General features: G+C 49.1%; 10 protein-coding genes. All 10 read right to left on the bottom strand.

Annotated elements, in window-relative coordinates:
• Positions 1-217: 217 nt before the first annotated feature.
• Positions 218-1,285: a Gfo/Idh/MocA family protein gene (locus AC0YN4_RS11895; protein ID WP_475835864.1), complete on the bottom strand. Its 1,068-nt coding sequence runs from the start codon at positions 1,283-1,285 to the stop codon at positions 218-220.
• 39 nt (positions 1,286-1,324) lie between these two features.
• Positions 1,325-2,293: a carbohydrate ABC transporter permease gene (locus AC0YN4_RS11890; RefSeq protein WP_475781675.1), complete on the bottom strand. Its 969-nt coding sequence runs from the start codon at positions 2,291-2,293 to the stop codon at positions 1,325-1,327.
• The gene (locus tag AC0YN4_RS11885; RefSeq protein WP_256208681.1) at positions 2,293-3,168 is read right to left on the bottom strand and encodes a carbohydrate ABC transporter permease; all 876 of its coding nucleotides are present in this window, start codon (positions 3,166-3,168) and stop codon (positions 2,293-2,295) included. Before AC0YN4_RS11885 ends, AC0YN4_RS11890 begins: the two co-directional genes overlap by 1 nt.
• A gap of 7 nt (positions 3,169-3,175) precedes the next feature.
• On the bottom strand, positions 3,176-5,482 hold the full coding sequence (locus tag AC0YN4_RS11880; RefSeq protein WP_475781674.1) for a DUF5696 domain-containing protein: 2,307 nt from the start codon (positions 5,480-5,482) through the stop codon (positions 3,176-3,178).
• Positions 5,472-7,532, bottom strand: coding sequence for a YIP1 family protein (locus AC0YN4_RS11875; RefSeq protein WP_475781673.1), 2,061 nt, complete (start codon positions 7,530-7,532; stop codon positions 5,472-5,474). Before AC0YN4_RS11875 ends, AC0YN4_RS11880 begins: the two co-directional genes overlap by 11 nt.
• A gap of 11 nt (positions 7,533-7,543) precedes the next feature.
• On the bottom strand, positions 7,544-8,425 hold the full coding sequence (locus AC0YN4_RS11870; protein WP_090981407.1) for a carbohydrate ABC transporter permease: 882 nt from the start codon (positions 8,423-8,425) through the stop codon (positions 7,544-7,546).
• 40 nt (positions 8,426-8,465) lie between these two features.
• Positions 8,466-9,371, bottom strand: coding sequence for a carbohydrate ABC transporter permease (locus tag AC0YN4_RS11865; RefSeq protein ID WP_090981405.1), 906 nt, complete (start codon positions 9,369-9,371; stop codon positions 8,466-8,468).
• Positions 9,368-12,490: an extracellular solute-binding protein gene (locus AC0YN4_RS11860; RefSeq protein ID WP_475781672.1), complete on the bottom strand. Its 3,123-nt coding sequence runs from the start codon at positions 12,488-12,490 to the stop codon at positions 9,368-9,370. The genes AC0YN4_RS11865 and AC0YN4_RS11860 overlap by 4 nt, the downstream gene beginning before the upstream one ends.
• Before the next feature lie 67 nt (positions 12,491-12,557).
• Positions 12,558-14,003, bottom strand: a complete 1,446-nt coding sequence (locus AC0YN4_RS11855) for an ABC transporter substrate-binding protein (protein ID WP_475781671.1) — start codon at positions 14,001-14,003, stop codon at positions 12,558-12,560.
• Between the two features lie 95 nt (positions 14,004-14,098).
• Complete coding sequence (locus AC0YN4_RS11850; RefSeq protein ID WP_475835863.1) at positions 14,099-15,142, bottom strand: LacI family DNA-binding transcriptional regulator; 1,044 nt, start codon at positions 15,140-15,142, stop codon at positions 14,099-14,101.
• Positions 15,143-15,215: the final 73 nt, after the last annotated feature.

Genomic DNA, 15,215 nt, shown 5'->3' with positions numbered 1-15,215 from the left:
AAATGATCGTTCTATGAGTGCTGCATCTCATGAATGTCACATTTCTTCAAGCGGTTGCGGGTAGTTCTCCTACTAATTCCGCAAGGCGCTTATCACTTCCTGCGGCACGGCACCAAGCCATCCTCCTTAATGAAAAAAAGAATCCTTGATGCGGCAGATGTGCGGGACCGCCCTCATTCAATCGAGTGCGATCCCGGTACATCACTAACGCATCCCCTTACAGTTTAACTTCTGATCCTGTACGGGCGGATTCATAGATAGCAGATAAAATTTTGATCATATCCACGCCTTGATCGATGGTAAAGATCGGGTTCTCGCGACCCTGCACAACATCCACGAAATGGTGCAAGTTCTCGCCATGTCCGCCTGTGTCTTCGCCAAGATGTGGAACCGTATCGGTTACCGTGCCATTGGATTCGCCGAAGATACCAAGCTTGCCGTTACTGAATCGGAAGCCTGCCTTCGTGCCGCGAAGCTCAACGAAATTCTCTTCTTGTTCGATGTTGGAAGCCCAGCTGAACTCGATTTGGAGCGACGCGCCGTTATCGAAGCGGATAAATCCGATCGCAAGGTCTTCCACATCGAAGATACCCTCGCCTTCTGATTTCTCGCCGAACTTGCTGTGCTCAGATCCAGCAATATCGTCTGCGTCCGCGAATTTCGTATAGGTTGCGCCAGTTACCGAGATTGGCTTCGGATTGCCCATGAACCAGATCGCCAAGTCGATGAAATGAACACCAAGATCGATCAACGGGCCGCCGCCGGACAGCTCTTTGGTCGTAAACCAGCCGCCTTTGCCTGGAATACCGCGGCGGCGAGTCCAGCCGCAACGGCCGGCATAAGCTTCGCCGAGGTTGCCTTCCTCAATCCACTCCTTGATGAACTTCGATGCCGGACGGAAGCGGTTGTTGCGCATAACCATAAGCACTTTGCCGCTTTTCTCCGCTGCTTGCTGCATCTTAATCGCTTCATCCGGATTTACCGCATCCGGCTTCTCGCAGAAGACATGTTTGCCGGCTTCCAGCGCCGCAACTGCAATCTCGGAATGGAACAGATTCGGCGTACAAATATCGATAATGTCGATCTCTTCCATTTGGATGACATCGCGATAGTCACGGAATGCTTGCGGAATGCCGTGCTGTTCGGCCGCAGCTTGCGCTTTCGCCAGGTCGATATCTACGATGGCGACCACTTCAAGCTCTCCATGGTTCTTCAGCGGAGCGGAATGCGCCCATTGGAAGATCCCGCCTGCGCCGATTACTGCAACCTTTAACTTCTTAGTCAACTGAAACACCCTCCCTAAGTCGTCTGCGATACAATCGAATTACTCGCCTGTAATACCTGTTTTATCTACTACTTCTACGAATCGTCTCTGCGCGAACATGTAGAGGATTAGCAAAGGCAGTACGATTAACAGCGTTCCTGCCATACGAATCGATTCATTGATATTCTTCGTCTGGCCGCCGCCTACTGCTGCTCCGCCTCCATACAGCTTCGTGAACGAGTCATTGAACGTTTTCAATTGCAGCGGAAGCGTGGTCATGCTTTCACCCAGATAGAGAGAAGTCAGATACGTCTCATTCCAGTGCCATACCGTCGAGAACAGCATAACAACGACGATAGCAGGCATGGAGATCGGAAGAATAACCGTAAAGAACGTCCGAATGAAGCCGGCCCCATCCATCTGTGCCGCTTCTTCGAGCGATGCCGGAATCGTCCGGAAGAACTGCGTATAGATCAGAATGAACAATACGCCTTTAATCCCTTGGGCGAATAGGGTCGGAACAATAAACGGCAGCGATGACCCAAGCATATGATACTCATTGAACATCAAGTAAAGCGGAATCATAACGACCTGTGACGGGACGATGAAGGTAATCATCATGAGACCAAGTACGATCGATTTGCCCGGGAAACGGAATTTCGCAATTCCGTATCCTACGACTGCACAGGAAACGGTTTGACCGATAGCCGGAACCACGGAGTTCAAGACTGAATTCCAGAAAGTATCCATGTAATCAAGAACATGCCAGGCTTGCGTGAAGTTCTCCAGGTACAGCTTCTGTGGAAGCCAGAGCACCGTTGGGTCCAGCAGGTCTGATAAGCTCTTAAAGCTTTGCGAGACAAGATAGAGAATCGGATACAAATAAACGAACCCGATACTGATGAGCAGCGCGTAGACTAACAACTTGAATACGATTCCGTCGTTGCCCTGTCTTCCCATCAGAATCCGTTTGCCGCGATTGAACGTACGAAGCAGAAAAGCTTTCTGCAACTTCGATGTTCGTTCCATTAAGCTCTCCTCCTCTTCGGTCTCACGTTCACGTCATCGTTATTGCGGAACAGCAGCAGAATTAAGAGCAAGAAGACGAATATGACACCGAAGTAAATCCAGGCGATTGCGGTCGCATAACCGAAGCCCGTTGTCAGGTTGAACATATTTTCCTTGATTAATTCTATGACGTCACTGAACGAGTTCGTGAACAAATCAACCGTCGTATAAATCATATTCACCGCAATAAACGGCTTAATGGCAGGCAATGTTACTTTCCAGAAGCTAACCCAAGGCGATGCGCCATCGATGGAAGCCGCTTCATAGACTTGCTTATTGACCTTCTGCAAACCTGCTAAGAAAATCAAAATTTGTACGCCGGAGAACCATAGAATCAAGATGAGCTGTTGAATCAGACTGATGATCGGTGACGACCATGCCGGGCTCAAATTGTCTTTAATAATCTCGATAATGCCGTACTTCTCAACGAGCGGAATCGCCGTTGCCCCTTGACTGAACAGCTCATTGACAACCTCGCCGCTCGTAATGACGACCGGTAAGAAGAAGATCGCTCTGAACAGCCCTTTCATCTTAATCGGCTGGTTGATTAAGAGTGCGACGAGCATCGAGAAAACGATGATAATCGGGATCATACCTACCGCTGATTTCACGAAGAGCAGCAGCTTCTCTACGAATTCCGGGTCAGACAAGAACGCGTATTTGTAGTTGTCCCCGCCTGTATAATCGGTTACAATGCCTTCCGCGCTGATCGTAACTTTGTGTAAGCTCAAATATACCGAGTAATAGATTGGATAGGCCATAAACAGGATGAAGCCAATAATCCAAGGCGACACCAGTGCGTACCCGGTGAGCGCCTCTCTCATTTTTTTGGTCACTTTCAACTTACTCACCCCCGATGACAGCGAAGCTCTTCGCCTTGACGCTGACTTCGTTGTATGTGTAGTCGCTCGATGTGTAATTCACTACAATTTCCACACCGTTGGAATACTTGACTGCCGAGATGCCGTAGGCCGGCACGATGCGCGCTTCAATCGTTGCATCCTGAACCTTACGCAGCGCTTGGTTCACGGCTTTGTACGTCTCCTTAATCGGCTGCTCCAAATCGGAATATTGCGTTGTCAGCAAATCGACCGAAGGCGTGTCTCTCAGCTTCCAATACGGCTCATGCGTTAGCAGGTACGACGGATATTGACCGAAATCGATCATGCGCAGCGTATCCTCGCGTGGGCTGGAAGCCGAGTTGGACGGCCAGCCGAAGTAATCGATATAGCCGTGAAGCACGATTTGCAAGAACGGTACCGTATCCGTTTCGTACATGTACTGCGAAGAACCGGAACCCATGCCGAACATCGTATCCGTGTATTTCCACAGGTAGTCATTCGCCTGAACAATCGCCAGCTCGTTCAAGTTTTTCTTGAAGTTAGCGGCAAGCTCGCGGTACGCTTCAGCGGTCTGCTCACGCGTAAACGGATGCTTCTTGTTATAGTCGGATACGAGCGTGCTGCCCGTAATATCGAGCGCAAGACCATCTACGCCCAGATCCTTCATATCCTCGGCATCGTCCTTGGCAATTTCAACCGATTTGACCGGGCTGATGTCCCGCGCCATAATATCGTCGAAGAAACCACCGTCGCCCCAGCCGAAGAACGGAAACTCGTTAATTTCGTTGTTAATGGCTCTAACGGCGTCAGACTTGAAATTCATCAAATCGGAATTTCCGAAGGCAATGGTATAGTTATTGTATAGATAGACCGGAATGTCTTTGCCTGCCAAGTATTTCTTCAGGTCCTTCAGACCCGAAGCGCCTCCAAGCTTGGACTCGACCGGGAACTCGGCAGGACGCGCACCGTTCAAGCCTCCGTCATTCCAGCCCTCCAGCACCGTCTTCAAGTTCGTAATGCCGTTCTTCTCCAGGCTGTCGACAATCGTCTTCGCCTGACTAAACGTCGTCATCGGAACGACGTTAGCTCCGAATGCGCTCGCTTCCGTTTCTCCGCCTAACAGACGGATCTGCATGGGAACGTCTGCTTTGCTCTTCGCCGATTTCTCTTTGACGAGCTCGCCTTTCTCCTGCAAGTACGTTCTGTACGTCTTCGCCATCCCCACATAATCCGCTTCCTTGCCGCCGAGGAACTCGTATCGAACTTGACGGTCTGTCTTTAGCGGATCTTTCTGGAAGGTGTTATAACCGCCCATCGATTTGCTTGTTGGCTGGAAGTAACCGTACCGGATTTCGAACTTCGGAGCGACCCAGTAGAAGTCTGTGCTTAATCCGCTTGGATACGCGACAATCTTGGCATTGAATCGGCCATCCTCGACGATGCCGAGCACGCCGTTCTGCCCGGCGCCGTGCACGATCCCGAATACCGGCACAGATGTACGGCCGGTATTCATGTTGCCGTCCGACGTATAGTCGGTACCGTAGATCTTACCGACATACGGCTCGTCAAATCGGGAATGCGCTTTGTTAAAGCGGATAAGCGCCCCTGAACGGTCCGGAATAAACAGATAGCCCGGAATATCCGCCTTGTGAACCGCGCCTAGGAACGGATAAGCCTGAATGGAAGCCAGCTTGCTGACGCCTTTCTCCCACATCGAATCCGCTGGGATAGAGACAACAAGCGAATCGTTCTCAAGCTTAACCTCGAGTGCGATGCCTGCATTCAACGACCCGAAGGTCAACTTCACGCGCACCCCTTGCTCGATCGGCTCAATGCCGTCGACTTTACCGCCGAGCGACAAGAAATTTCCCGTGCTCAGCATCTCTTGATCGTTATAGTATTCGAGCAGAACCGGTGACTTGACTGCGGTCTGCCACTCATCATTTAACTCGGCATTTTGCAGATCGGCTTCGTTAGGCGTGGAAGCCCAAACATAACCGCTCTCCTTGTTCTTCACCATAATGGCAAGCGAAGCGTTCGCCATGTACAGCTCCAGCGAGCCGGACTCGCCGATTTTCTTATAGTCGGACGGAATCGTGCGATTCGCAATGGCGCTTGCTGCCTTCTCCGGCATCGTGTAATTGTTCGAACGATAAGGGAATGAGCCTTCCGTCTTATTAAGAACAATCTTGCTCTGACCCTCGGTAGATTGCTGCTCAACTGTAGCCCCATATGCGAACTGATACAACCCAACCGCTGCAAGCGCAGCAGACGCGACCAGGATAATCGGTTTCTTGTTAATCGACACGCAGATTCACCTCTTGGAATAACGAGTAAACAAATTCCCACACCTGATTCGACAAGCCGAACAGGATAAACGCAACGAATGCCATAATAAGCATGCCGATGATCGTGAGAACGATGTTTCTAACAGTCTCCTTAATTTCGTAGCCGTGGATCTCTTTCACCATGATGAAGAGCAGAAGCGCACACCACAGAATGACGATATTATAGGAGTAGTTATAAATGACACCCTCCATCAGGGTAAGGCCACGTGACATAATCGCCAGCGGAATTGCGAAAATAATGTAAGGGGACAATGCATAAATCGTCCCTTTATAGATGTTCTTGAAACTGCCTTCCCCATCGTTGATGACGCTGACAAGGTAGTTGGAAATCACCCAGGCGAACAGTGGAATGATCAGCTTGAGCAGCTCGGTTACGATGTTAATCTGCAGCGGCTCCATCGTTGCGAACAAGAAGTTCGTCGTATAGAGACCGAACAATCGAACACCGAACAGCACGAACAGCAAGACAGTTGCCGATGCTACCGAAGCCTTGTTGTTATGCTCCAGCTCGTAATAACCTTCAATCGGATGCCGCAGCATACGGAAAATATGAAGGAGCTGCGCGACAAACCATTGTCTGGTCACCTTCAGCCAAGCCATAACGACCGGCTTGCCGAACTGGTACTTCCGATAAGCGAACCGAATGGCCATCAAGGCGATAATGGCTCCCAGGATGCTTAACGCCACGTCAACCGCGTGTTTCATAATCCATTCGCGCCGGAGTTCCCAGTACGCATTTGAATATTCTTTCTTGTTTTTGGAGAATTCGAATTTCTCGAATGCTTCCTGGTATTTGCCTTCTTTGAAGTATGCGAGGCCGATACCGGTGTGCGCTAGTGAGAACAAGCTGTTCTGACGCAGCACTTCATTCCATGGATCACGACTTTGTACGTATTTGCCATCCAAATAGAGTCCCAGCGCTTCATGCACCAGCTTCGTGAACGCCGTTGGCTGGAACACCGTAATGTTGCCGCGCTCGCCGCTCAGGGCAAGCAATCTGCCATCCGACGTGACGGCAATTCCTGTCGGTGCTGCAAGCAAACCGAGACGTTGCTCTCCCGTGTCGCTATAGCTGAAGAGGAACATAAGGTTACCGTCACGGTTGTACTCCAGGATCATGCCTTCACCGGCATCGATCGCATAAATATTCCCCATCACGTCGGTCGTAATATCGGATACTTGATTAAGCGACCACGTTCCGCCGAGCAAATCCTTGCCCGCTACGTTCAGCTTCTTAATGGCGCCGCCGTTGATACCTGTCGTACTCGTATAGATAAGGCCTTCCGAGTCAACCGAAATATTCGTCGGCGAAATCGGCATTTCACGAGTCATTTTGCTTAGCTGAGCCTTCGTATAGAACATGCGCTGCAGCGTCTTCAGCAGGTTGAAGCCCGCCCGGTTACCGCCGAAGTAGCCTAGAAATTTGCCTTCCTTGTCCAATCGAACAAGACCTTGGATCAAGCCTTCGCCGATAATATAAATGCTGCCGCGTTTATCGACGATGACCTTCTGCGGCTTGAACGGCGTATCTTTGCCGTACAGCTTCGACTTCGGCTTGCCGATCGTTTGCTTCAGCTTGCCGTCTTGTCCGAAGACGACAACGCTTTGTTTTGCATAATCCGCAACGTAAATATCTTTGTTTTCCGTTACGAATACGCCCTTCGGCTGCTTTAATTCCCCTTCGCCGATTATTCGGATGAAGTTCCCCCATGAGTCCAATTCCACAATTCGGGCGTTGCCCGTATCGGCAACGTACATATGGTCTTCATTATCCACGAAGATATCTTGCGGGTTATTCAACTCCACTTTCCCGTTGCTTAGCGCTTCATTTTCGCCAAAGATGCTATACCCGTCGATTGCGCCTACTGGCATGTAGGCGTTCTGCATCATAATGCCATGACCTTTTTCATCGATCGTGAAGGTAGGATAAGGCACGTCCGCATAAGCAGTAGTCGAACCAACCAACAGCGCAGCCGCAACGAGAAGTGTGAGCCATCTGAATCTGAACATTGTTCTCCTCCTCACTTCAACCCGGAATGCGCCATCGTATCCATTACTTTGCTTTGCATGAATATGAAGATGGCCAAGTTCGGAATAAACATCAGAAGCGCTGCCGCCGCTGCCATCCCTTGACCGGCAATATTATTTTCCATCGCGGTGGTCGTCGTCAGCGTACTCATGTAGAAAGCAAACGTCTTGAGCGTTTCTTTGCTCATGAATAACGAAGATGTCTCCGCATTGTTCCAAGCCAATTGGAACGATAGAATCGCTACGGTCGCTAGCGCCGGCATAATCATCGGAATGACGAGCTTACGGAATACGTAGTAATCGTTCGCTCCGTCAAGCTGCGCTGCTTCGATGAGCGCATTCGGAATTTGATCGACGAATTGCTTGACCAGGAACACCCCTACCGGCAAGGAAAGCATCGGTAAGATATGACCTAGGAAGTTATCCGTCAGCCCCAGCTTCTCAATGACCAAATAACGCGGAATCGTTACCGCTGCCGGTACGAACATCAGAGCGATGATGTTTACTTCGAACACGACTTTTTTCATTTTGAATTCTTTCTTGGACAAAGCGAAGCCTGTCATGGAACAGATCACGATGGACAGGAATACGACTGAGCCGGTTACAAGAATACTGTTGAACAAATATTTCGTCTTCGGAACCGCTGAAACGTCGCCGACGCTGAACAATGTCGCAAAGTTACTCCACGTCGGATGCTGAACAAACAGCTTCGGCGGATATAGAAACAGTTCGTCTACAGGCTTAAGCGCCTGAGAGAAAATAAAGATAATCGGCAAGATCATGAACACGGACAAAGAAACAAGGAAGAGAAAGAACTTCCATTGACCGAAGCTGAAGCGATCCGGATTGATTTTATTAGCATGAAAAGAAGCCATTTACGCCATCACCTTCTCCCAATTCGTAATACACTGCGGACTAGTCGGAGTCGCCGAACAAGCGCCAGCACAGTTTAGAAAATCCGTAAACAATAATGAGCAAGACTACGGAAACCGCTGAAGCGTAACCCATATCATAGCGCAGGAAACCATAGTCCTCGATATGATTGATCATGAGCTGACCGGCATTTTGCGGTGTAGGATTAGCGCCTGAGAGCTGCACGCCAATCGCTCCGGCTTGGAATGTGCCGACGACAGCCATTACGGCGCCGAATAGCATTTGCGGCTTCATGCTCGGAATGGTAATGTACCACACCTCTTGAAGACGGTTGCGAATGCCATCGATATAGCCGGCTTCATACATCTCCCCGTTAATGTTGAGGATACCCGCGAGCATCGCCAGGAAGCCAACGCCCATACTGTTCCAGAGCGATACGGTCACCATGATCGGCATTAGATAATGCGGCGATTGTGTCCACTGAATCGGCTCGTTGATAATCGCAAGGCTCATTAAGAAATGATTCAAATAACCGGAAGCATTACCGCTGAAAATAACGAGCCACACGACAGCCATTGCAATTGCTGCAGTCAGTGAAGGCGAATAGATCGCGAGGGCAATGACTGTACGCGATTTCTTCGGAATTTGCGCCAGCAGCCAAGCGAGCCAGAAGGATAATAAATATCCTCCCGGACCGACCAGCAGTGCAAATTTAAGTGTGTTTGGCAAGACGTACATCATAAAGGCATTATCTTGTGTAATCAGGTTTACATAGTTGGTCAGTCCGATAAACTTAGGCGTTTGAATCGAGTTGAAATCCGTAAACGACAAGTAAATGGCAGAAACGACCGGAACTACGACAAGCAGAGAAAAAATGATAAAAAACGGACTAATAAACACAAAGGCGTTAAATTCGTTTTTTATTGCTTTTGCAGTCGCAGGCTTCACTTCTCATCACCTCGTTTGGCCATGTCTGACATATTCGGCATAATCGGCACATGAAGCGGTTTGACGACTTTACCGTCCTTGATATAACCGAAATCCGTAAGCTGCTTCTTAATTTCGCGATTGCCGTTAATGACGGCATCTTCCATCGCCCTTCGCGCATTGTAGCCGTCGAAGACGACTTTGTTCCAAGCGTCGCTGATTTCCCGCTCGACCATGTAATCACCGAAGAAGCGCGGAATATCCCATAACCATTTCCATTGCTCTTGAATGACCTCAATATCTTCCTTCGGCCAGGAAAGCTGGCTGAACGCTTCGACATTGGCCGAATTCCATTTGTAAGTCGGTCCATAGATCGCTTCCAGATTGTTACCGAAACGAACTTGAGCCTCTTCGGAAGTCCACCATTTCAGGAACTCCCATGTATCGTCTTTCTTCTTGCTGCTGTTGAACATGATTCCGGTTGCGCCTGTTCCCGGAGCGGTCCGGTTTACGACGCCGTCCTTGCCTTTAACACCAGGGTAAGGAGCAATCTTCCACCAACCGGCAAGCTCAGGAGCTGCTGCGGTCAACTGGATATAAGTAGTAACATCTGCAATCCCGATCGGCAGGCTTCCATCGCGGAACTGGTTGTAGAAGCTCGGTACCTGCAGCGGAACGCTGTATACCGTAAACATGTCCGTCATTTGTTTCAGTCCAGCCAATGCCTCATCCTGATCGATCGCAGTGTGAAGGCCATCGTCGGTGTACAGCTTGCCGCCGGTTTGATAAATAAACGGAACGGTGTTGTTATAAGGCTTAAATCCGCCTGTTTGCGACAGCGGCAGATAGAAATTCATCCCGAAACGCTGCAGCTCCGGCAAGATTTGCTTCACTTCTTCCATCGTATCGGGAACAGGAATATTCAGCGCATCGAGAATATCCTTCCGATAGAACAGCACCCAGAAGCTTTGTGTTTCCGGCAAAGCATATAGCTTCTGATCGAAAGTGACCGGAACGAGTGCACCAGGGGAGAATCGTTTCTGCACTTCGTCAAAGCCTTTGAATTGATTCATGTCCGCTAACGCTCCGCGCGCGGCAAGGCGGAAAGGAATGTAGTTGCTGACGCCAAGTGCTGCGTCAGGCGCATTACCAGCGGCGCTGGCAAGTACAAGCTTTCCTTCGTCCGGCATAATGGAGAGCGTTACTTTAATGCCGGTTTTCTTCGTGAATTCTTGATTGATTAGCTGCTGCATTTGGGTTACGTTCTGACGCGAACGGTTTACCCACACCTGTACGGCATCTTTATCGTCCGCGTTTACTTTGGAATAATCACGAGTAAACGATTTGAAGAACGCAGCGATGCTGTTCATAAATGATTTGAAGAAGCCTACCTTTTCACTCGGCAGCTTGCTGTCTGAATAGATATAGAACCGATCCAGCTGCAGTGGCTGTCTTGGCAGCTTCGTGTTAATGACACCAAGCGTCTGCAGCACGGAGCCGGAGCCTTCGGACAGACGGTTAAATTGATAAGGGATTTTCTCCGGTTCCTTCGACATCCGCTCAAGCGTTTCCGCCGCAACGAGCAAATTGCTCGCTTGGTCCGGATTAGCGCCGGCAAGCTTCTTAAGCGCGGCGTATTGTTTGCGCAGAATAGAAGCGAATTCTTCCAGCTTCTGCGGCAAATCAGGCATCTGTTTCGTAATATCCCAGTCCCGATTCACGTCCATCGTATTACCTGTTGCCATCTTAATCTCAAGTGCCAATGTGTTAATATCCCACATGACATTCTTAATCGTTTGGATGACTTGTCCATATGGGGCAGCGTCGGCGCGAAGTGAAATTTCATGCTCACCTGCTGTAAGCGCGAATTGATACGCTTTGCCGTCTTTGCCGGACAAGACCTCATTACGCCATTCATCCGTGTAAGGGAAGGCGTACTCATTCACTTCTTTGAATGGCACTTTACCATCTATCATTAAAGTGCGATATACGGGCATGCTTGTTTTGCCAGTCTGCAAATACTTGAATGCCAGTTGGTAAGAGCCCGCCTTATCCACTTTCACTTTCCAAGTAGCCCGCTGTCCACCCACTTGCCACGCCTGCTCGTTCTCTTCCGCGTTTCCACTGGTTGCAATCGTTTCTCCGCCGAGCGTGTTTAACGTGACTTTACCGTCTCTATGAGGAACAACAGTTGCATCTCCGCTTGCAATCGCGCGGATCGACGGTTCCGATTTGGAAATCGGATGCTCGGCTTCCACGACAAGGATTGAAGAGTCTGCTTTAGACAAGCTGTTTGCTTTCGCATATTGCTCGTACTGCGGCAGTACCTCCGGAGAGGAAATGACGATTCGGCCAATGAGGGCCTCTTCGCGCAAATTCATAAGTTTGATGCTGTTCGTGCCTTGTTTCAGATAGAACCGCAGCGGTTCCGCCGTGAAATAACTGGCATCCATTAATGGGGCCGTCTGCCATTGCTTAATTTGCTTCTGGCTTGCAGGCGTCTCATTCCCGAGCGCATCTCGGTCGAATGTCGCGTTTTCATCTGTCCACAGCTTTGGTAGCACAACTCTTCTGGATTCAAAAAACGGATATTTCCCGTTTACTTCAATAGCCCGCTCAATCGGAATGATTTTGTCCGATGTCGAGTAATAGTCGATATTAATTTGGTAGAGCCCATCTTGAGGCGCAGTTACATTCAAATCGATCGCATTCAAGTCGTCCGTCCATGTAAACACCGGCTCATCATAGCCGTTCGAATCGGAAGTAAGTGTTGCCTTGCCATTAGGCGTTACAAACTGATTAGGATGAATGATGATATCCGTTGCCGCATCTTTAATTCCTTTGGCCTGCCATGCTTTAAGCACGTCGCTGTAGGCATCCTCTACGACTTTCTTAACAGGGGAGTCATCTTCCTCGTCCTCTGCCGTGTCCTTTACATCGTCTTGCTTGCCGGCACCAGAAGAAATTTCGCTGCCACCGCCAAATAAACCATCCAAAATATCGTCATTGTCTTGTTTATCTTTGTCAGGCGCAGCCGCCTCATCAGCCTGCGCGATGGAACGTCCATGGAACGATACAGGTACTGTTGTCGCTAGAAGCGAAACAAATATGATTGCAGCTAATAATGGTTTGAACTTCATGCTTTCACCCCAGTAGAACAATTTTTCCTCCCCTAAATAGAGGAGGAAAAATTGTGATTACTTGCTTTTATTTAGTTGCTTCTTTGATTTTTGCTACCGCGTTGTTGTAGTACTCCATCGATTTCTCTTGCAGCTCAGCAGCTACGTCTTCCGGTCTTGCTTCACCTTTTTGGAACTTCTCGTTGTACTTGTCTTTCACTTTAGAAGTGAAGTCCGCGAAGCCCGGTTGGTATTTGAATGTTTCAAGCACGCCTGTTGGGATTGCTTTTACGATATCTTTAACACCAGGCGTTACGAAATCTTGTGCCAACCATGCTTCCCATACTGTAGGATCGTTGACAAGCGGCATCGAAGCTAGCGGAGACTCGTCTTTAATACGTGCCAACCAGCCGTCTTTGGAGTAAGTCATCCATTTCAGGAACTCAACTGCTTCTTTCTTGTGCTTCGAGCTCTTCGTTACGCCTGCATAGTCCGTAACCAGTCCGGCTTTTTGTTGTTGGCCGTCATAGCCCGGAACCGGAAGGATATCCCAGTTGAATTTCAAGTTTTGTTTGTACCATGTCAAGCTCCAAGTTGCATCGAACACCATACCGACTTTACCGATGTTAAAGCCGCTGATGTCTTTGCCGTACCATTTGTCTTTCTGTTCTTTCTTGTAGCTTTGAAGCGATGATTTGTCTTTCATACCGAAGTTGTTCGCCCAGTTCACAGCTTGCGCCCAAGCCGGGTTTGTGTAGTTATACTGAGTGCCGTCCCATGTGGAAGCACCAAGCGTATTGTCAATGTTAGGGATCAGGACGTCGCCCATGCCCGCAGCACCATCTATACCGAATTGCTGTTCGTTAAAATTCGTAAGCTTCTTGGAAATATCCTCGAGTTCAGCTACTGTCCAGTTAGCACTAGGAATTGGAATATTCGCTTTTGCAAATAAATCTTTGTTAATGTAAACGCCCCATGAGAAAAGTCCGTGTGGCAATGCAAATTGCTTGCCCTCGTATTTACCCGTGTCGGCCAAGTTGCCGTAAATTTTGTCAGGAGCAAAATCAGGATCTTGTTCCAGGTATGGAGTCAAATCTTCAAGCCAGCCGCTGCCTACAGCCAGAGGGACATTGAATAACCAAGTTACATCGGGAAGCTTGTTAGCTGCTGCTGCAGCTGCCAATTTCTCATCCCAAGGCCAATCCATCGATTTATCGATGACAACTTTAATGTTCGGGTGAGCAGCTTCGAATGCTTTGATACGTTTCATCTCAGCGCCGTTATCTGCTTTATCGCCCCAAGTTCCGTATGTGATCGTTACAACTTCATCTGTTGCAGCGGGCTCTTCAGCCGCTGGCTCTTCTGCTGGTTCCGTAGTATTAGCGTTTGTCGCTGTGTTATTGGTCTCTGTTGTATTGCCCGTATTCGCATTAGTTGCCGTGTTGTTTGCGTTGTTGTTGCTGCTGCCGCAGCCAGCAAGCACAAAAGATAAAGCCAGTACCATCAGAAGCATCATATTAATTGACTTTTTCATTCCAATTCTCCCCCAGCTCGTGAATGTAGATTTGGTGATTCTTAGTCGACTTCCCCATAAACACAATCAAGCATGACTTGCTCCTTACTTCCCGGTTAACCCTGGTTTCGCCTCCCTTCATGGAATATATAGCTTTCCTCATTCTCATTGTGAGTGCCTTTGAATCCACAGGATTGACGAATAACCAGCTGCGTCGGAAGCATAATGGAGTTCTCTTCCTTCTGCACATTGAACACAAGCTGCGTTGCAATCGCTCCCATTTCGTATTTAGAATGGCCGATTGTCGTCAATGAAGGACGAACGAACGGTCCGAAACTAATGTTGTCAAAGCCTACGACTGCGACATCCTCAGGCACTCGAATACCGCCTTCGCGGAGCGCTCGCATAGCGCCGATCGCCATTTCATCATTCGCGGCGAAGATGGCATCAGGCAGCCTTTTGCATGCCATCATGACCTTCACGGTTTGATAGCCCCCGGCTTCCAAGTAACGACCTTGCAGGCTGATCTTCGGAGGTACATGCAAGTTATGTTCCATAAGCGCACGCTTGTAGCCGTCATAACGTTTGGAATTGTCATACGCGGCGAGCGGTCCGCTAAGAAATTCAATTCGCTTGCGTCCCAGTTTAATGAGATGCGTAACCGCATCGTAAGCGCCTTGTTCATTAGTGATCAGTACGCTGTGTACGTAATCGCTCTTAAGCTCTCGGTCGAGTACGACGATCGGGAATGACTCAGCCGCTACCTGGAGGATCAAGCTGTCCGGAATCGCTGTACCCATAATAATCGCGCCATCTACGAATTTTTCTCTCAGAAACCGATTCGCTGAGCTGTTCTCGCCGCCATAGGTACTGCAGACAATGAGATTGTAATCATGCGAGGCAACAACTTCCTGTACACCTTCGATGACTTGACTATAGAAAGGTCCGCCCAGATCATTCAGGAACAGTCCGATCGTTTCACTCTTGCGTTTCTTCAAATTTCGTGCCGCACCGCTTGGCCGATAGCTTAACTCTTCTGCAGCTCGAATTACTTTCTTTCGCGTTTCCTCACTGATCTTCGGTGAGTTATTCAGTGCGTAAGAAACAGTTGATACGGCAACTCCGGCCATTCTTGCAACATCTTTGATCGTAGCAGCCATCATCAATTCCACCTCTGGTTCAGCCTATTGAAACGTTTCGAAAGAATAAAGTAAAATTCCCCCATTATGAAAC

The sequence above is a fragment of the Paenibacillus sp. J22R3 genome (genome assembly GCF_056269305.1).
The sequence above is the reverse complement of the archived record's forward strand: the minus strand, read 5'-3'. Positions and strand labels throughout refer to the sequence as shown.

Excerpts from the sequence above, each read along its gene's own strand:
- AC0YN4_RS11890 (WP_475781675.1), bottom strand. The coding sequence starts at position 2,293 with ATGGAACGAACATCGAAGTTGCAGAAAGCTTTTCTGCTTCGTACGTTC.
- AC0YN4_RS11875 (WP_475781673.1), bottom strand. The coding sequence starts at position 7,532 with ATGTTCAGATTCAGATGGCTCACACTTCTCGTTGCGGCTGCGCTGTTG.
- AC0YN4_RS11870 (WP_090981407.1), bottom strand. The coding sequence starts at position 8,425 with ATGGCTTCTTTTCATGCTAATAAAATCAATCCGGATCGCTTCAGCTTC.
- AC0YN4_RS11860 (WP_475781672.1), bottom strand. The coding sequence starts at position 12,490 with ATGAAGTTCAAACCATTATTAGCTGCAATCATATTTGTTTCGCTTCTA.
- AC0YN4_RS11855 (WP_475781671.1), bottom strand. The coding sequence starts at position 14,003 with ATGAAAAAGTCAATTAATATGATGCTTCTGATGGTACTGGCTTTATCT.
- AC0YN4_RS11850 (WP_475835863.1), bottom strand. The coding sequence starts at position 15,142 with ATGGCTGCTACGATCAAAGATGTTGCAAGAATGGCCGGAGTTGCCGTA.